This window comes from Clostridium sp. AF50-3, assembly GCF_003477445.1.
Lineage (GTDB): Bacteria > Bacillota > Clostridia > Lachnospirales > Lachnospiraceae > Otoolea > Otoolea fessa.
This window is the reverse complement of sequence record NZ_QUDH01000019.1, coordinates 50,662-68,043: the sequence shown is the minus strand read 5'-3', so window position 1 is coordinate 68,043 and position 17,382 is coordinate 50,662. Positions and strand designations below refer to the sequence as shown.

14 protein-coding genes, 1 tRNA gene and 2 pseudogenes are annotated in these 17,382 nt (G+C 49.1%); 1 reads left to right on the top strand and 16 read right to left on the bottom strand.

The window, feature by feature from the left end; genetic code table 11:
* From DW085_RS19420 to DW085_RS16250, 14 genes and pseudogenes are all read right to left on the bottom strand, one after another.
* The coding region (locus tag DW085_RS19420; protein ID WP_207663900.1) for a hypothetical protein at positions 1-287 on the bottom strand (287 nt) is incomplete at its 3' end.
* 97 nt (positions 288-384) lie between these two features.
* Positions 385-780, bottom strand: a complete 396-nt coding sequence (locus DW085_RS16310; RefSeq protein WP_107001486.1) for a BlaI/MecI/CopY family transcriptional regulator — start codon at positions 778-780, stop codon at positions 385-387.
* A gap of 64 nt (positions 781-844) precedes the next feature.
* Entirely contained in the window at positions 845-1,150 is a 306-nt protein-coding gene (locus tag DW085_RS16305) for a hypothetical protein (RefSeq protein WP_107001485.1), read from the bottom strand.
* 17 nt (positions 1,151-1,167) lie between these two features.
* The gene (locus tag DW085_RS16300; RefSeq protein ID WP_147353971.1) at positions 1,168-1,704 is read right to left on the bottom strand and encodes a hypothetical protein; all 537 of its coding nucleotides are present in this window, start codon (positions 1,702-1,704) and stop codon (positions 1,168-1,170) included.
* A 243-nt stretch (positions 1,705-1,947) separates the two neighbouring features.
* Positions 1,948-5,477 (bottom strand): annotated as a pseudogene (gene mfd, locus DW085_RS16295) (transcription-repair coupling factor).
* A complete protein-coding gene (gene pth, locus DW085_RS16290) occupies positions 5,474-6,103 on the bottom strand; it encodes an aminoacyl-tRNA hydrolase (protein ID WP_117796017.1) in 630 nt (209 codons plus the stop codon). The pseudogene mfd and the gene pth overlap by 4 nt, the downstream one beginning before the upstream one ends.
* Positions 6,104-6,363: 260 nt before the next feature.
* The gene (locus tag DW085_RS16285) at positions 6,364-7,632 is read right to left on the bottom strand and encodes a S41 family peptidase (protein ID WP_118493699.1); all 1,269 of its coding nucleotides are present in this window, start codon (positions 7,630-7,632) and stop codon (positions 6,364-6,366) included.
* A gap of 71 nt (positions 7,633-7,703) precedes the next feature.
* Positions 7,704-8,981 (bottom strand): M23 family metallopeptidase, encoded by a 1,278-nt coding sequence (locus DW085_RS16280; protein ID WP_118493696.1) that lies wholly within the window; start codon positions 8,979-8,981, stop codon positions 7,704-7,706.
* Between the two features lie 67 nt (positions 8,982-9,048).
* A pseudogene (gene ftsX, locus DW085_RS16275) lies at positions 9,049-9,956 on the bottom strand (permease-like cell division protein FtsX).
* Entirely contained in the window at positions 9,946-10,629 is a 684-nt protein-coding gene (gene ftsE / locus DW085_RS16270; RefSeq protein WP_022359885.1) for a cell division ATP-binding protein FtsE, read from the bottom strand. The pseudogene ftsX and the gene ftsE overlap by 11 nt, the downstream one beginning before the upstream one ends.
* A 79-nt stretch (positions 10,630-10,708) precedes the next feature.
* A complete protein-coding gene (locus tag DW085_RS16265; protein WP_107001479.1) occupies positions 10,709-11,797 on the bottom strand; it encodes a helix-turn-helix domain-containing protein in 1,089 nt (362 codons plus the stop codon).
* Between the two features lie 293 nt (positions 11,798-12,090).
* Positions 12,091-12,465, bottom strand: a complete 375-nt coding sequence (locus DW085_RS16260; RefSeq protein ID WP_022359883.1) for a RidA family protein — start codon at positions 12,463-12,465, stop codon at positions 12,091-12,093.
* A 21-nt stretch (positions 12,466-12,486) separates the two neighbouring features.
* Positions 12,487-13,320: a S1-like domain-containing RNA-binding protein gene (locus DW085_RS16255; protein ID WP_022359882.1), complete on the bottom strand. Its 834-nt coding sequence runs from the start codon at positions 13,318-13,320 to the stop codon at positions 12,487-12,489.
* Positions 13,321-13,455: 135 nt separating this feature from the next.
* Positions 13,456-14,172, bottom strand: a complete 717-nt coding sequence (locus DW085_RS16250) for an acyl-ACP thioesterase domain-containing protein (RefSeq protein WP_118493705.1) — start codon at positions 14,170-14,172, stop codon at positions 13,456-13,458.
* Between the two features lie 283 nt (positions 14,173-14,455).
* On the opposite strand from DW085_RS16250, the gene DW085_RS16245 reads away from it, so the two are divergent.
* Positions 14,456-14,528: transfer RNA gene (locus tag DW085_RS16245), tRNA-Gln, on the top strand.
* Positions 14,529-14,711: 183 nt separating this feature from the next.
* Here the strand turns inward: DW085_RS16245 and DW085_RS16240 are convergent.
* The gene (locus DW085_RS16240) at positions 14,712-15,212 is read right to left on the bottom strand and encodes a DUF1700 domain-containing protein (protein WP_118493694.1); all 501 of its coding nucleotides are present in this window, start codon (positions 15,210-15,212) and stop codon (positions 14,712-14,714) included.
* A 90-nt stretch (positions 15,213-15,302) separates the two neighbouring features.
* Complete coding sequence (locus DW085_RS16235) at positions 15,303-17,240, bottom strand: fructose-1,6-bisphosphatase (protein ID WP_118493691.1); 1,938 nt, start codon at positions 17,238-17,240, stop codon at positions 15,303-15,305.
* Between the last annotated feature and the right edge of the window lie 142 nt (positions 17,241-17,382).

Here is a 17,382-nt window from a genome sequence, read left to right as displayed (position 1 = left end):
TTTTTAACACGAATATACTCTATCGGTCTTATTTCTTTTATTAATTTTATAAATGATATATATGATAAACTTTTTTGCACTAAGATAAGAAAACTTCCAAGTAAACTAATCAAAAAAAGTACAGAAAAATGACTTAAAAATCCTATTTTCCCCCGCATAAAGCGACAAAGTTCTGGATATAATATTTTTATTCCTATCGTATGACTTATTCCGCAAATATCTATTGGAAAAAATAATCTTACTCCTGTTAGTACAGTGCAAAAAATAAGTAATTTTACTTCATACAAGCTATAATTTTCTTGCTTTTTCCATATATAAACCGACAAAAAACCCAATAGCAAAATGAACTACATATTGCCGATAAAATTGATGTATATGTTATTTTCATAAAATCTCTTTTTTTCTTTTTTGAACTATACGTTCTAATTCGTCAATAACCGACTCTTCATCTACTGCTCCATTCAACAAAGCTGCTGTTATTGTATTTACAAAGGACATAGGATTTCTAGAATTTTTCATACATTTTTCTATTTTTTCTTCTATTTCTTCATCCTGAGTCTTTTTCGCTTTATATCGCCTAGCAAAAACTTTTCCAGTCTGAACTGTATCAATAACCTGAACATAACCCTTATCAAGCAATTTTCTTAACACAGTATGGACTGTTGGCGTTGTCAATTCTTTTTCAGATTCTACAATTTCTGTCACCGTCATGGGTTTTTCATACTTCCACAAAACCTGCATAACATTCATTTCTCGTTCACTTAAATAATTATTCTTCATAAAATTCCCAATCTCATAATTTATAGAAACAAAGGGAGCAACTGACGCCCCCTTTGTTTTTCACTCAAGTTCCAATACTACTAACTAATATTATCATTTCCAAGATCCACATTCCATAAATCACTCTATCTTTTTTCATTAGCTCATACCATTCAGGCGTATCTAATAATCTTGGTTTTTTAATTATATAATAATAACAAAAAATCAAAATACAAAGAAAAATTCTAACAGTTCCCACCTGATCATACCAATTTCTAATTCCCATTATGGAAGCAATTCGCTCCCCACAAAGACACAGTTCCATTAATAAAGCGGCAAACGTTGCTTCTCTTCCTTGACGGAATTCATTTGATACTCTATTCTCTTTCATTGCATCTCCCTTTTTTATTACCAATACTCATACTTGGTATAACCTGGCGTCCACCCTAATACTCCATCATTATTATAGCCATATGTATAAGATATTGTAACTTTTGCATAGTTTATGCCACCCTTTTGTGCAGCTGCTAAAACTGTTTTAGCAACAAGTGCTGCCACTGCTACCCCTGCTCCTGCTCCGCCTACCTGTCTTGCGATAAAATTAGTTATTGTCGCTAAATCTTTCATTTCTTGCAAATCAATTGTATACACAATATTTACAACGGTTCCTATAGCAGCTGTTGCTGGTAATCTTCCAGTTATACTAGATGCCCTCGAAGCACCTGTAGATCCTCCACTACCACTTTTGCTTACTTCCAATAATTCTTTAACTTCCGATCTTGAAAAACCAAAATCTTCCATTAACATATCTTCCACAACAGTTTCATCCGTTACCGAAGCATATTTATCATAAATATCTCTCAATTCATGTTGATCAATCACAACCTTTGTTGCCACTTTATCTATTGAATATGGCGGCGCTTCCGCAAATGTTGGGATTACCAATGAAGTTCACATAACTATCGACAATAAAATACTCATAATTTTTTTCATAAAACCACCTCTTAACGTTATTCACATTATTAATGAGCATCCCACATTTTTGCTGCATTGGAATCCCTCCCTTCTTTAAATTTAGTAAACAAGCTTTAATTTGATTATATATTATCATCTTTGATTATATATGTCAATATTAAAAATATATTTTCATTTCAAATATACTTTCAATCTTTTCTACACAATTAAAAACTACTCTTTCGCCAGCGCCGCGAGCCCGGAAAGAATCTCCCGCGCCTTCACAAGCATCATCTCGCAGTCCGTATGTTTCTGCCGCACATCGCGGTAATAGAACGACGGCACATCACCCGTCCTGAAGGTCAGCGTGCCCTTATATTTCTCCATCAGCGCCGGAATGCCGGAGACGTCCAGATCAGCTTTCTGGTACATCTGAATCGTGATATCCTGCTTCTTTACATCGACCTCCTCGACACCCGCCTGATGAGCAAGCGCTTTTAGATCGGCGATCTTTAACAGGTTCTCCACCGAACGTGGAATCTCGCCAAAGCGGTCGATCAGCTCATCCTGCATATCCATGTACTCTTCCTGGTTCTCAATACCGGAAATCCGCTTGTAAACGTCGAGTTTCTGGTATTCATTGCGGATGTAGGACGGCGGAATATACGCGTCGATGTCGCAGTCCACCACCGTCTCGAAGTCCTCGGCTTCGTTCTCACCGCGAAGTGCCAGCACCGCCTCGTTTAAGAGCTTGCAGTACAGGTCATAACCGACCGCCTGCATGTGGCCATGCTGTTCCGCGCCCAGAAGATTTCCGGCGCCGCGCAGCTCCAGATCGCGCATCGCAATCTTGATACCGCTTCCCAGCTCCGTAAATTCACGGATCGCCTGCAGACGTTTTTCCGCCTCCTCACGCAGCAGCTTGTCGCGCCGGTACATGAGAAACGCATACGAAGTCCGCCCGGAACGTCCGACGCGACCGCGGATCTGGTAGAGCTGCGACAGCCCAGCCGGTCGGCGTCGTGGATGATGATCGTGTTCGCATTCGGAATGTCCAGTCCCGTCTCAATGATGGTCGTGGACACCAGAACGTCGATATTTCCCTCGACGAAATCCAGCATAATTTTTTCCAGTTCATGTTCGTGCATCTGCCCGTGGGCGAACACGACGTTTGCCTCCGGCACCAGAGCCGCCACATGGTTTGCCACCTCGTCGATGTTATTGACACGGTTGTAGACATAATATACCTGTCCGCCCCGCGCCAGCTCCCGGTGGATTGCCTCGCGCACCATCTCGTCGTTGTATTCCATAACATAGGTCTGGATCGGCAGACGGTCCACCGGCGGTTCCTCCAGGACACTCATATCCCGGATGCCGATGAGACTCATATGCAGGGTACGCGGAATCGGCGTCGCCGTCAGCGTCAGAACGTCTACATTTTCCTTTAATTTCTTGATCTTTTCTTTATGCGCCACGCCGAAGCGCTGTTCCTCATCGATGATCAGAAGCCCCAGATTTTTAAAGACAACATCCTTAGAAAGGACGCGGTGCGTTCCGATCACGACGTCCACCTGCCCTTTTTTCAGATCTTCCAGCGTCTTTTTCTGCTCGCCCGCCGTGCGGAAACGCGACAGCATATCGACCCGCACTGGGAAATCCTTCATCCTCTGCACAAAGGTATTGTAATGCTGCTGCGCCAAAATTGTGGTCGGCACCAGATACACAACCTGCTTGCCCTCCTGAATCGCCTTAAACGCCGCCCGGAGCGCAATCTCCGTCTTGCCATATCCAACGTCGCCGCAGATCAGGCGGTCCATGATGCGGCGGCTTTCCATGTCTTTTTTTGTCGCCTCGATCGCCTCCAGCTGATCCTCCGTCTCCTCAAACGGGAACATTTCCTCAAATTCCCTCTGCCAGACCGTATCCGGTCCATACTGGTAGCCCTCGCTCCGCTGACGCGCCGCATAAAGCTCGACGAGATCCTTTGCAATATCACGGACCGCACCGCGCACCTTGCTCTTCGTCTTATTCCATTCCATTCCGCCCAGTTTATTGAGCTTCGGCGTCCTGGCATCCGAACCGGCATATTTCTGGATTCCCTCCAGGCGTGTCGCCGGAAGGTAGAGATTACCGCCGTCGCGGTACTCAATCTTGATGTAATCCTTGACGACCTTGTCCTGCTCGATCTTCTCAATGCCCCGGTAAATGCCGAGTCCGTGGCTCTCATGCACCACATAATCGCCGATCGAAAGCTCGGAAAAGCTCTGGATTTTCTTACCCTGGTAGGAGGTCTTTTTCTTCTTTTTCCGCCCCCGTCCGCCGCCGAACATGTCTCCCTCGGTGATCACGACGAACTTAATCAGCGGATATTCAAATCCCCGATGCAGCTTTCCGTAAGTCACCAGGATTTCACCCGGTTTCACGGTGTTTTCGCCCTCATCCGGGCAGAAGGCGCTTAAATCATACTCCCGCAGATCGCCCGCCAGACGGCTCGCGCGCGTCCGCGAACCAGCCAGCAATACCACCCGGTATTTTTCCTTCTTCCAGCGCGCCAGATCGCTGATTAAAAGCTCAAATCCATTCTGGTAGGAATTGACATTTTTAACGCTCAGACTGTATTTTTTCTTAACCGTCATCCCGGAGAGCTTCTGATCCAGCCCCAGCAGTAAAAGAGTGTGCGGGCGCATTGCCATCGCCAGCGTCTCCTTCGCCGAATAGAGGAAGGAAGTCTGCCCCGGAAGCAGATAGCCGCCCTCGAGACGGTGCGACATGCTCTCCCGGAACTCCGTCTCGGTCGTCTCTGCTTTTTCCTTCAAGCGCAGCGGCTCATCCAGGAAAATCGTCAGCTCATCGACTGGAAAATAGTTTAAAAACGATACCGTTTCCTTGCAGAAATACCGGATATAGCTTCCCAGCCCATGCACCCGGAAGCCCTCGCGAAGCCCCTCTAAGACCTCCGAGACAGCCGAATCCATCCGGTACGCCTCTTCCGTCTTCATGGCATCCCGGAGCTTTTTCACGTATTTCCTGCGGTCTTTCTCGATCGCCTCGGTTCCATCCTGAATCTGCTCCGGCGTGAGCGCCATCTCCGTCGCCGGATAGATCACCGCCTCGTCCACCTGCTCGATCGAGCGCTGGCTTTCCGGGTCGAAGGTACGGATCGAATCGACCTCGTCGCCCCACAACTCGATCCGGTACGGCACCTCCTCCGTCAGCGGAAAAATGTCAATGATACCGCCGCGTACCGAAAACTGCCCCGAACCATCGACCTGCGCGACCTTCTCATATCCCATTTCCGCCAGGGCGCGCGTCAGCTTCCCGACCTCGACCACATCTTCCGCCCCGATCGTGAGACTTCGCTCTTTCATCCATGCAAGCGGCAGCAGATGTTCCATCAGCCCGTCGATCGTCGTGACCACCACGCCGCTGGAACTCTCCAAGACCCGCCGCATGACCTGAATCCGCTGTTTCGTCAGCAGATTTCCGTGGATATCTGACGTATAAAACAGCAGATCCCTCGCCGGGTACAGCGAAATATCCGGGTCAAAACACCGGTAATCCTCACAGATCTCCCGCGCCCTCGAATCATCGTAGGTGACAATCAGCTTCCAGGGCGTCAGATCCGAAAGCTCGGACAGCAGATGCACCTTCTGCGAATCCAGACATCCCGTGACAAGAAGCGGTCCCTGTCCGCGCTGTAAATCCGTTTTGAGATCCTGGAACTCGATCATCTCCTCTAACGGATTTGCAAATACATCGCTCATTGTGTCTTGACTTCCTCCTTCCTCTCCGCCTTCTGCTTCTCTAGCTTCTCCTTCTCCCCGCGCGCCGCGCCGTTAAAATGGTTCATCGCCGCCTCAACGCCCTCGGTCATCATATCCACGACTGCCGCCGCACCATCCTTAAACGCCGTCGTCATCGTCTCGGCTTCCTCTTTCGGAAAATGTCCCAGCACATAGTCTGCCAGATCCATGCGCGCCGGCTTCTCGCCCACACCGATCCGCACGCGCGGAAATTCCTGCGTTCCCAGATGGGCAATGATATTTTTGATTCCATTGTGACCGCCCGCGCTGCCTTTCTTGCGGATGCGGATGCCGCCCGGAACCAGGCTGATATCATCATAAATCACGATAAACTCCGACGGATCTACCTTATAATAATCCATCACCTGACGGATGCACTCGCCGCTCAGGTTCATATAGGTCTGCGGCTTCACCAGAATGACCTTATTTCCCTCAATCATACCTTTTCCGATCAGTCCCTTAAATGCTTTCTCCCGGACATCAATGTTATACTTGTCCGCCAGCGCATCCAGCGTCATAAATCCCACATTGTGACGGGTTCCCTCATATTCTCTTCCCGGATTTCCAAGTCCTGCGATTACATACATAATTCTATTTCTCCCTCTTTTTCCATAGTATCAAAAATACCAGATTCTTCACTCATCGTCTTTCTCAAAAAGATAAAACAGACACGACTTTAAGCGTTAGATCCTGAAACTGCCACTTTTTTCAGGCTGTTTCAGGATCTAACGCATTTATTTTTCCATTTTATTCTGGATATTTTTAAATACTCTCATTTATCGCACATCTGTTTGCCAGATAGTTTCACCTAATTGTAACAAGGTTTTGGGGTCGTGTAAATAAGAAGTTACTTTTCCTTCACAACCTCAACCGCCTTCTGCAGCTGATTATCCTTCTCCTCTGGAATCACGACCTCCTGCGCCGCCTCTTCATCCAGCTCCACCTCGACATCCGGCTCGATGCCTTTTCCGTGGATATCATTTCCATTTGGCGTATAATAATGGTCGGTCGTCAGCTTGATCGCGCTTCCATCCGAAAGCGGCATCAGCGTCTGCACGATACCTTTACCGAAGGTCTTCGTTCCGACGATCGTCGCCACGCCGTAATCCTTCATCGCACCGGTAAATACCTCCGACGCGCTGGCGGAATTGCCATTTACCAGCACAACCATCGGGATCTCCAGGCTGTGTCCATCCTCAGCGTCGTATGTCTCCTCCGTGCCCTTCTTATTTGCCACGGTCAGGATCCGTCCGCCATCCTTCAAAATATAATCCGCCATCGAGACAACCGTCGTCACCTCGCCGCCCGGATTATTCCGCAGGTCGATGATCAAGCGCTTCATGCCCTCGCCCTGCAGTTCCTCGATCTTGGATTTAAACTGATCCGCAGTCACACGGTCAAACTCCGCAACGGAAATATATCCGATCTCATCATCCAGCATCTTGCCTGACACCGTCTGCACATCGATCGGTCGGCGGGTCAGGGTGATATCCTTGTACTCGTCGCTATTTTCACGGTAAACCGTAATTGTCAGCTGGCTGCCTTCCTCGCCCTTGACGTAATTATTGACCAGAAGCGACAGATCCATGCCGATCACTTCGGTGCCATCTACCTTATAAAGCGCATCGCCCGGAAGGATGCCTGCCTCCTCAGCCGGGCTGCCCTCAAACACTCGCACGATCGTGCTGACACCAGTCTGGACATTCTGGGATACCAGTGCACCGATGCCGCAGTAAGAACCATTTGTCTCATCCAGGAAGCTCGTCAGCTCATCCGGCGTATAGTAAACCGCATACGGGTCATTTAAACCACTCAAAAAGCCCTGGTAAATGCCGGCTTCTTCCTCGGATGTATCGATCTTTTCCTCAAACAGGTACTTTTTATCGATAATATCCTGTATCTGCTCCAGCTTTTTCGTGACATTCTCAAAATTGACCGGCTCCTGTGCCTGCGACGGTGTTCCCTCGGTCCGCACCTGTACCTGTGTCTGGTTATCGATCACACGGCGTCCAAACATGTAAATGCCCGCCGAAGCACCAACCGTGATCAGACACACCAGCGCTGTCACCAGCACACCGACCATCACACCGCGCCAGAATTTATTTTTACTGTCCATCTCTTATGCCTCCTGATTCCTGTCTATTCCTTCCGGATTTCATCTTTTGCAGCCACCTGATACTTTCCGCACTACGGACTTACATAGCTCGAAGGGTTTACATAACTTCCGTTCTTGCGGACTGCAAAATGCAGATGAGAACCTGTCGAATATCCGGTCGAACCTACCTTCGCGATCGTCTGTCCGGCTTTTACCGTATCCCCTGCCGATACCAGAAGCTGGGAACAGTGCATATACACGGTTGAAAGTCCATTTCCATGGTTGATCACAACATAATTTCCAGCCGAATAACTATAGGTTGCAATCGAAACCGTTCCTCCGGCGGCTGCCACGATGCTGCTGCCGGTCGAAGCGCTGATATCAATGCCCTTATGGTTCGAGGACGCGCCCGCCGTCGGTGATTTACGGTTTCCGTATCCAGATGTAATGCGTCCGCTTGCAGGGCACGGCCAGCGCAGCGAAGAACTTCCCGTCGAAGTGGTAGTCGTACTGCCAGTATTCCCTTTCGCGGTCGAATTATTCGTCTTTCCCGCTGCGGCGGCTTTTCTGGCAGCTTCCTCTGCCGCTTTTTTCGCCGCCTCTTCCGCTTCCTTCTTCTTAATCTCCGCCTCCATCTGCACGATCTTGGCTTCCTGCGCCTTGATATCGTCCTCATACGCTTTCGCCTGCGCTGATTTCTCGCCGATCTGCGCGTTGACGTTCTGGAGTTCTTTATTTTTCTCATTCAGGAGAAGCTGGACCGAATCCTGCTTTGCCTCCGTCTGCGCCTTCATCTCCTGCAGCTCCGCCTTCTCCGTCTCCAGCTTTTTCTTACTGTCCGCGATGGACTCTTTCGTCGCCACATACTGGTCGAGCATCTTCCGGTCATACTCCGAAATCTTTGAAACATACTCTGCCCGGTTTAAAAGCTCCGAGAGCGAACGGGCTTCCAGAAGCAGATTTAAGTAGCTGCTGTCGCCCTTCTCATACATATATTTGATACGCATTTTCATCGAAGCATACTGCTTTTTTTCGGTTTTCTGCGCTTCTTCCAGCTTTACCGCCGTCTCATCGATGCTTTTCTGCTTGCTGGAAATATTATTTTCCAGCTTCGTGACCTGCGACTGCAGATCATTCATCTTCGTGTCCAGCTCCTTGACATAGCTCTCGGTGTTACTTTTCAGCCCCTGAAGGCTTTTGATCGCCTCCTCGGTCTTCTTTTTCTCCTGTTCCAGGGCGCTTTTCTTATCCTTGGCGCTGCTTACATCCTTTTTCGTCGCTGCCGCCACCGAGGTCAGCACTGGGGAAGATGCCAGCGCCGCCGTCACAAGGAACAGAGCCGCACGTATTTTCAATCCCTGTTTTTTCATGTTCTCATCCTTTTTACCGCAAATTTCCGCTGCCGCCGCATTCTCCTACAGCAGCCGCCAATGTTTCTTACACCTTTAAATGTCTGCGGATCGTAAAGAAACTTCCGACAAAACCGATTCCCACGCCCAGCGCCATCGCCACGGCTACCATGCTCGGGAAAATGGTCTGAATCGGGATAAATTCAATCAGGTTCGACAAGATATCAAACCGTTCCATCATATATACAACCGCCTGGCGGTACAGAAAATACGTGATCGCCAGCGGAATCAGCGCGCCAACCAGACCGATCATCACACCCTGTACAACGAACGGCGCACGGATCATGAAATTCGTCGCACCGATCAGGCGCATGATCCGGTTTTCCTCCCGTCTAAATGCAGCTGCCGTCGTGATCGTATTGCTGATAAGGAAGATGGCAACTGCCAGCAGAATAGCGATGATCACCGCCGACAAAAGTCCCAGCATCTTGTTGAAGCTCGAAAGCCCGGACGCCGTATCGCTCGAATAATTGATCTTCCGGATTCCCTGCACCGTGCCAAGCCATGCAACCATGTCATCCTGCATGTCAATGTCTTTCAGATAGATCTCGTAGGACGCCGAACCGGCTAACGGGTTGTCATCCGCAAATCCTTCTGCCAGATCCTCGACTCCCTTAAAATATTCTTTCTTAAAATTCTCCCATGCCTCCTCGGCAGAAACATACTTTACTTCCTTGACCTCATCGCGGGCGCATATCTCACCCCCGATTTTCTGTATATCGTCCTCGCTCATATCTTCATTGAAGAAAACCGTGATTCCTACTGTAGATTCTGCATTCCGCACCATATACTGTACGTTGCAATCAAGCCAAAAAACATACAGAACAGGAAAATACATGCCGAAATAATCGCCACCGACGCCAGTGAAAACCAGATATTCCGGATGATATTGCGCATGCCCTCCTTGGTGCAGTAAATCAATGTACTAATTTTCATGCCAGATACCGCCTTTTTGATCTCCCGTCAGCACGCCGCGCGTCAGCGTGATCACACGTTTTCCCATCTCTGCTACGATCTCCCGGCTGTGCGTTACCACAAGCACCGTCGTCCCGCGCCGGTTTATCTCCTCCAGAAGCTCCATGATCTCCATAGAATTATGTACATCCAGGTTTCCCGTCGGCTCGTCCGCCAGAAGTATCTCCGGCGAGTTGATCAGCGCACGGGCAATCGCAACACGCTGCTGCTCGCCGCCCGAGAGCTGGTTCGGGTATGCTTTATATTTTGAAGAAAGCCCTACCAGTCGGAGCATTTCCGGCACATTTTTCTTAATCTCACGGGGCGATACGCCGATGACCCGCTGTGCAAACGCGACATTTTCATATACTGTTTTATCCTTCAACAGACGGAAATCCTGAAACACCATTCCCAGCCGTCTGCGGTACTTCGGAATGTAGCGTCTCGGCATCTTTTCCAGATCCATATCGTTGACGATAATCTGGCCGGAAGTCGGCTCCAGCTCCTTCAAAAGAAGCTTTAAAAGCGTCGATTTGCCGGAACCGCTTCGTCCCATGATGAAAACAAACTCGCCGTCCTGAATCTGAATATTGATTCCCTTTAAGGCTTTATTCCCCGTCTTGTACGTCTTGGTGAGATTTTTAACCTCTATCATGCGTAAATCCTCTTTTTCAATTCTCCAAATGAAATTGCTGCGGCAAAGGCAATCTTCCTCCCCGCCACAGCAATTTGGCTTAATAATCCAGGTTTTCCATGTATTTCATATATTTTACAACCATCAGGGCAATCTTAAATGTGATCGCATCCTCAAATACCCGCAGATCCAATCCCGTGCTCTTCTGTAGCTTATCCAGACGGTATACCAGTGTGTTGCGGTGGATGTAAAGCTGTCGGGAAGTCTCTGATACGTTCAGGCTGTTCTCGAAGAACTTGTTGATTGTCGTAAGAGTCTCCTCATCAAACTCATCCGGCGATTTGCCATCAAAAATTTCCTTGATAAACATCCGGCACAGCGGAAGCGGCAGCTGATAGATCAGACGTCCGATTCCCAGCTTGCTGTATGCGACCACATTTTTGCTGCTGTAGAAAATCTTTCCTACATCCAGCGCCATCTTCGCCTCTTTATAAGAACGCGATACGTCCTTGATCTCGTTGACGATCGTACCGAATGCCACGCTGACACGTGTCAGGGACTCGGTATTGAGCATATCTACGATCGATGTGGCTGTCTTTTCCAGATCGTCGTAAGTCTCGCCCGGCTTCACTTCCTTGACTAGAATAATGTTCTTCTCATCCACTGCCGTGATAAAATCCTTCGTCTTGGTCGAGAACAGGCTGCGGACGGTCTCAAGTGCATTCACATCCTTCTCATGCTGCGTCTCGATGATAAATACGATCCGCTTGACGTTCGTCTCGATGTGCAGCTTCTTCGCACGGTTATAAATGTCAACCAGAAGCAGGTTATCAAGCAGCAGGTTCTTGATAAAATTGTCCTTGTCAAAGCGCTCCTTATAAGCTACCAGCAGGTTCTGAACCTGAAATGCCGCCATCTTGCCGACCATGTATACGTCGTCGCTTCCGCCCTTGGCAAGAAGTATATATTCTAACTGGTGATCGTCAAACACCTTAAAAAACTGATATCCCTGTATCACCTGGCTGTCCGCTGGAGAGTCTACGAAAGCCAGAATTGCACTCTCATATTCCTCAGCGCCAGTAAATGTGGATGCCAGCACCTTGCCTTCCGTATCACAGATACAGAGATCGACACGCGTAATTCCTTTTAACCCCTCAATGTTTGTCTGGAGTATCTGGTTCGAAATCATATTCCTCTCTCCTTTTCTTTTATCCTCCGTCCAGCTGTGTTTCCGGGTCTTTCAACCTGTCATTCCCCAAACCCGTTTGTTACCCCTCCGGCAATCTGTGCCTGTGGACCATAACCATTCCCCATCTGAATCTTGGACGGATCTTTCCCTTTATTTTAAAGCAAAGTGACGAAAAAAAAAAGAGGGCGGACGAAAAAAAGTGAATTTTTTCGTCATTTTGCCCTCACACGCCGGGATTTTCACAGACTGGAACTTGTTTTTCCGGCGAAATTTTCCAAATATGCGATTCATTCTTATTTTGCTGCGATTGCTTCCATCTCCATCAGGACGCCCTTCGGAAGTTTAGATACCTCGACGCAGGAACGTGCCGGGCATGCGCCCTCGAAATATTTCGCATAGATTTCATTTACTTTTCCAAAATCATCCATGTTCTGGATAAATACGGTGGTCTTTACAACCTGCTCCATGGAAGCACCTGCTGCCGCCAGAAGATTCTTTACATTGTTTAAAACCTGCTCTGCCTGAGCCTCGATTCCCTCCGGGATCTCGCCGGTTGCCGGATTGACCGGAATCTGACCGGATGCAAATACCATTCCATTTACCTCGATTGCCTGGGAATACGGACCGATCGCTGCCGGTGCATTGGTTGTGCTGATTACTTTCTTCATGTCAAATCTCTCCTTTGTCTTTTATTTTAAACGGATAGAATCTTCGTTTACTTCTACTTTTCCTTCTTTTAAAAGGTGTCCAACCGCACGCTTGAACGCGTTTTTGCTTAGATTAAATTCGCGGCGGATAATCTCCGGCTCCACGCGGTCATTGAACGGCAGAACGCCGTTTTTTTCTTTCAGACGTGCCAGCACCGCCTCGGCATCCGCATTCATCTGACGGTACGCCACCTCGCGCAGGCTCAAATCCATTTTTCCATCCTCGCGCACCTTCGTCACGCGTACCTTTAAAACCTCGCCCAGACGGCATTTTCCATACAGCTCACGGTTCGGAATCAGACCGAAATAGCGGTCTGCCACTGCTACGAACACGCCCAGATTTTCATTAATCTCATAGACGCGTCCCTCGGTCCACTCGTCCTTCTTGTACGGCGCATCGCTGCAAAGATACGAATATACCTTCATCGTCGCCGCCAGACGACCGCTCTTATCGATATACAGCGCTACCAGGCACTCTTCCCCGGCGCGAACCGGATATACCTGCTCTTTAAACGGGAGCAGCAGATCTTTTTCCAGCCCCATATCGAGAAAGGCGCCGATCTTCGATACATCCTTGACCTTCAAAACCGCCGTCCCGCCCAGTTCCAGCTTCGGCATCGAGGTCGTCGCAATCAGGCGATCCTCGGAATCTTTATAAATAAATACCTTGAGCTTATCGCCCACCTTTGTGCCCTCCGGCACCTGTTTCTTCGGAAGCAGGACCGCCGCCGCGTCATCTTTCTTCTGTCCCAGATACACGCCGAAGTTTTTCTCCCGCACTACCATCAGTTCCTGTACTCTTCCCAGTTCAATCATGTCATTCGTCCTCTCTTTTCTGCCGATCTCTTTTTTTATTTAACGGTTGCATTTTTCATTCACTGGCAGACAATCCACGCCGAATCTTTCTTCTGCTGCAATGATTCAGTTTCTTCACTGCTACATACAAACTCTTTACAAACCAGTCTTTGCCAGCCACAAATTCGCATACACCTGACCTTCCGCATCCTGCAGCGATACCACGTATCCTTCCGGCACCTGCGCCAGTTTCGGGTACATCACATTCTCAAGCACTGCCGCCTTCCGGTACTCCACCCGCAGTTCTCCGAGTGCAAAGTCCACAGGCAGCAATTCACGCGCAATCGCCACATACTGTGCATTGTTCACGTGCCGGTTCGTATCGAGATGATGGCGTTCCACCGTGACCGGCGCCGCCGTCTCATACGTCTCAGGCAGGCGAATTTTCTTCGGCGCTGGCGGCATTGCAAGCGGTTTATCTTCAATCTGGTAGCCCTCCAACTGGCTTTCCGGCACCCGCACCGGGCATCCTTTTTCCAGATCGTAGTAAAACCAGGTTGAATCCGCCCGCACCAGCGGGTTTCCCATCTCATCCTCGATCGTGAAATTCCGGTAGCCATAGATTCCCTTAAACCCATACGGCCAGGTCGAAATACGGATCCGCTCGCCAAAATGCGGCTGTCTGAGAATCTCTATCTGCCATCCGCTCAGCCACCACGCCCGTTTTTCCTCATTCAGATAGGAAATCCCGAGTTTCAGATCCTCCGACTGGAACGTCGAACAATCCTGAAGATAATTCATGATTCCCACTACAGAAAGATTTCCCTCTTCATCCGTCTCACTGTACCGGACCCGGCTGTCAAATGTATACATATCGCTCTCTTTTCCTTTCCGGCTTCCGGCTCCCCGCACCATCTTAGCGCATCCGCCATCTGCCGTTTCGTCCTATATTGCCTTAACATTCTGTCATGAAACTCATTATATCCGATTCGAACCACGTTGTCTACTTACAGACCCAGAATATTGCAGAATTTGCCGGACGCATGGCGCGGTTTCTGCCACAGCAGCCGCCCAAACAAAAAAAATTATCAAAAAAGCGAAAAAAGTAGTTGACGAATCTGTTTCCTTACAGTATAATATAAATCGTTCAATTCATTGGGCTATCGCCAAATGGTAAGGCAACGGACTCTGACTCCGTCATTTTCAAGGTTCGAATCCTTGTAGCCCAGCTAAAAAGCATTTGTTTGCCAAAGACGGCATGACAAGTGCTTTTTTTGTATTATGGAAACTCCCTCTGAAATGTTCCATAATACAACATTTTTCAACTCAATAAACCTCCATATGTTTGCGAGAAAACAAGAAAAGAACCCCCGCTCCGGTCATCCCTCACAGCCGGCGACAGGGGTTCTTTTCTATTTCCAAATATTCTTAATAAATGTATAGATCAGCCAAATCAGAAGAATCGGTCCCGCCAGATGAATCAGGATGGTGAAAATACCTCCGACCAGTGCAAACAGCACAAATAAGATCGCGATAACCACCACGCTGACAATTACCTTCCAGTACCATTTGTTCAAATCGATGTAATGGAAGTTCGGCGGCAGACCGCTGTCGTCCCGCTCCGAAAAACCGCCGTTGTAGGAGGACGCTGTGCGCCCGCTCCCGGCAGCGTCTCCCGAAGTGTACGAACCGCCCTGGCCGGTCTCCCCGGCGCCCTCGCTGCTGTCGATAATGGTTTTCGCAATCAGGCGTGGACTGCCGATCTCCTCGATCACTTCTTCCTCCCTGCGCCCTTTCGCCGCCTCCTGGCTGATATACTGATCGTAATAGCTTATGTTGCTCTGGATGACTGAAGCCGAAACCTCGCCGTCCAGCGCCTCCCGAAGCTCCTGTAAAAACTCTGTCTTTCTCATCTTGTCTCCTTATTCCTCAAACCGTCCCGTTTCTTCCGTTTCACCCAGCCGAAAGAAACAAGCTTCCAGTTCCCGTCCCTTTCAACTGCCTCAGCGCACGCGCTCTTTCAAAAGTCCGCTCCGGTACGCTTTCAAGAGCTCTTTCAGATCCTCGATGCGGCCCGCCAGCTCCTTGCCCTCGTCGGTATCCGCCACTGTGATGCGCTTCTGCATTTTCTCCACAATATATACCTTCGGCGTCCGCTCGCGCTCCGGGTCAAATGGCTTGTGTTCCGCAAGCGCGAGATGGTGCGAATTGAAAATCAACGTATATCCGGCGATTCCCGTCCGCTCCTGGTAGGCTTTCGACAGCCCGCCGTCAATGATGAAGAGCTTGCCGCCAGCCCGGATCGGTGTCTCTCCACTCTTAATCTTCACCGGCATATGCCCGTTGATGATATGCGAGCCCTTCGTCGGAAGTCCAAATTCCTTCAAAATCATATCGCAGGTCTCTTCTTCCTCACTGAGCTGGTAATACGGATTCATCGTCTCTCTCATCACTTCCGGATCCTCGATGAAATAATGCTCAAAGCTGCGGTTTTTGTCCTTTCCAAATACCGGCGATTTCGCACCATTCCACAGATACCACATAAAATCGCGGCACGCCTCCTTCTCCGGCGCGTCCTCTGGAAGAAAATAGGCATTTTTAACCTGTGTGTCAATAAAATCCATCAATTCCTTGCCGCGGTACATCTTGCCGCCCACCATCAGACCGTCAAATTCCCGATTCTCCGTCATCGGGATACAGCCGTGATAGAGCAGGTTGGAATTGCAGCATTTATACATGCTTCCGTTGGAATATAGGAAACGGACATGCTCATGCAGCCGCGCATTGTGGCGGAACGACAGCTCCAGCGTGTGAAGCAGCTCTTCCTCTTCGTCCGTCAGCCGCAGCGGATCCGCCGGATCCACCGTCGGGAAATTCATGTCGCGCATCGGATACTCTTTTCCATCGATCGTGACCGTGCCGCGGTCATAACGAATCGCTGACAGAAGTATCCGCTCTTCCATCCCGTACTCCGGATGGCGCTTGATGATCTGCCCCTCTTCCTTATACTGTAACACCGCGATCGCCTTGTGCATCTTCGCCGCCAGCTTCGGATCCACTGCGTCGTAAATATTTTTGTCAAGAATCTGCGGCAGAAAACAGGTACACGGATCGTCCCGGTACACGCGCTCCGCAAACATCGACAGCGGGCGCAGGTTAATTCCGTAGCCGTCCTCCAATACATCAAATCCATTGTAACCGAGCGCCATACGCAAAACATTGCAGATACACGCCCGGTTGCCCGTCGCCGCGCCCATCCACGAAATATCATGATTGCCCCATTGGATATCCACATCATGGAAATGCATCAGTTCCTCCAGAATGATATCTGGTCTCGGACCACGGTCAAATATATCGCCCAATATATGAAGATTATCGATCGTCAGACTCCGGATCAGGCTGCAGATCACGACAATAAAGCTGTCCGCCACCCGGACGCCAATCAGGGTATTGATGAGTTCGCTGTAATACTCCGTCTTATTGTCATCGGTATTATCGACATATAAAAGCTCATCGATCACACCCGAAAATTCCTTCGGCATCTTTTTTCTCACCTTGGAACGGGTGTATTTCGACGAAACCTCCCGGCAGATCTGCACCAGACGGTACACCGCCGTCTTCTGCCAGTCCTCCGTGTATTCGTTCGCCTGTTTGATCTGATTGATCATTTTTTCCGGATAATAGATAAGGTTCGCCAGCCGCACCTCGTCCTCCTCCGAAATAATATGTCCAAATGTCTCGCGGATCTTCTCCCGGATGATACCCGACGAACTGCGGAGCAGATAAATAAACGCCTCATGCTCACCGTGCAGGTCACTGAAAAAATATTCCGTGCCCTTCGGAAGTCCACAGATTGCCTGTAAATTAATAATATCACTCGCCGCCGCCCGGATATTCGGATACTCCCGCGAAAGCAGCTTCAAATATGCTAAATCCCTCATGTTATCAGCTCCCAAACTGCGCTGTCTGCCCGGATATTGTCGTGACTCGTTATCGTCGCGCTCGCTTTGGGTAAACGGCACATTATCTACATTGCATTTGCCTTTTTGATAGATTTATAGTAGCATAGATTCAGATCAGGGT

Bases quoted from the DNA above. Each gene is read 5' to 3' on its own strand.
- DW085_RS16310 (WP_107001486.1), bottom strand. From the start codon at position 780: ATGAAGAATAATTATTTAAGTGAACGAGAAATGAATGTTATGCAGGTT.
- DW085_RS16305 (WP_107001485.1), bottom strand. From the start codon at position 1,150: ATGAAAGAGAATAGAGTATCAAATGAATTCCGTCAAGGAAGAGAAGCA.
- pth (WP_117796017.1), bottom strand. From the start codon at position 6,103: ATGTATGTAATCGCAGGACTTGGAAATCCGGGAAGAGAATATGAGGGA.
- DW085_RS16285 (WP_118493699.1), bottom strand. From the start codon at position 7,632: ATGGACAGTAAAAATAAATTCTGGCGCGGTGTGATGGTCGGTGTGCTG.
- DW085_RS16280 (WP_118493696.1), bottom strand. From the start codon at position 8,981: ATGAAAAAACAGGGATTGAAAATACGTGCGGCTCTGTTCCTTGTGACG.
- ftsE (WP_022359885.1), bottom strand. From the start codon at position 10,629: ATGATAGAGGTTAAAAATCTCACCAAGACGTACAAGACGGGGAATAAA.
- DW085_RS16265 (WP_107001479.1), bottom strand. From the start codon at position 11,797: ATGATTTCGAACCAGATACTCCAGACAAACATTGAGGGGTTAAAAGGA.
- DW085_RS16260 (WP_022359883.1), bottom strand. From the start codon at position 12,465: ATGAAGAAAGTAATCAGCACAACCAATGCACCGGCAGCGATCGGTCCG.
- DW085_RS16255 (WP_022359882.1), bottom strand. From the start codon at position 13,320: ATGATTGAACTGGGAAGAGTACAGGAACTGATGGTAGTGCGGGAGAAA.
- DW085_RS16250 (WP_118493705.1), bottom strand. From the start codon at position 14,172: ATGTATACATTTGACAGCCGGGTCCGGTACAGTGAGACGGATGAAGAG.
- DW085_RS16240 (WP_118493694.1), bottom strand. From the start codon at position 15,212: ATGAGAAAGACAGAGTTTTTACAGGAGCTTCGGGAGGCGCTGGACGGC.
- DW085_RS16235 (WP_118493691.1), bottom strand. From the start codon at position 17,240: ATGAGGGATTTAGCATATTTGAAGCTGCTTTCGCGGGAGTATCCGAAT.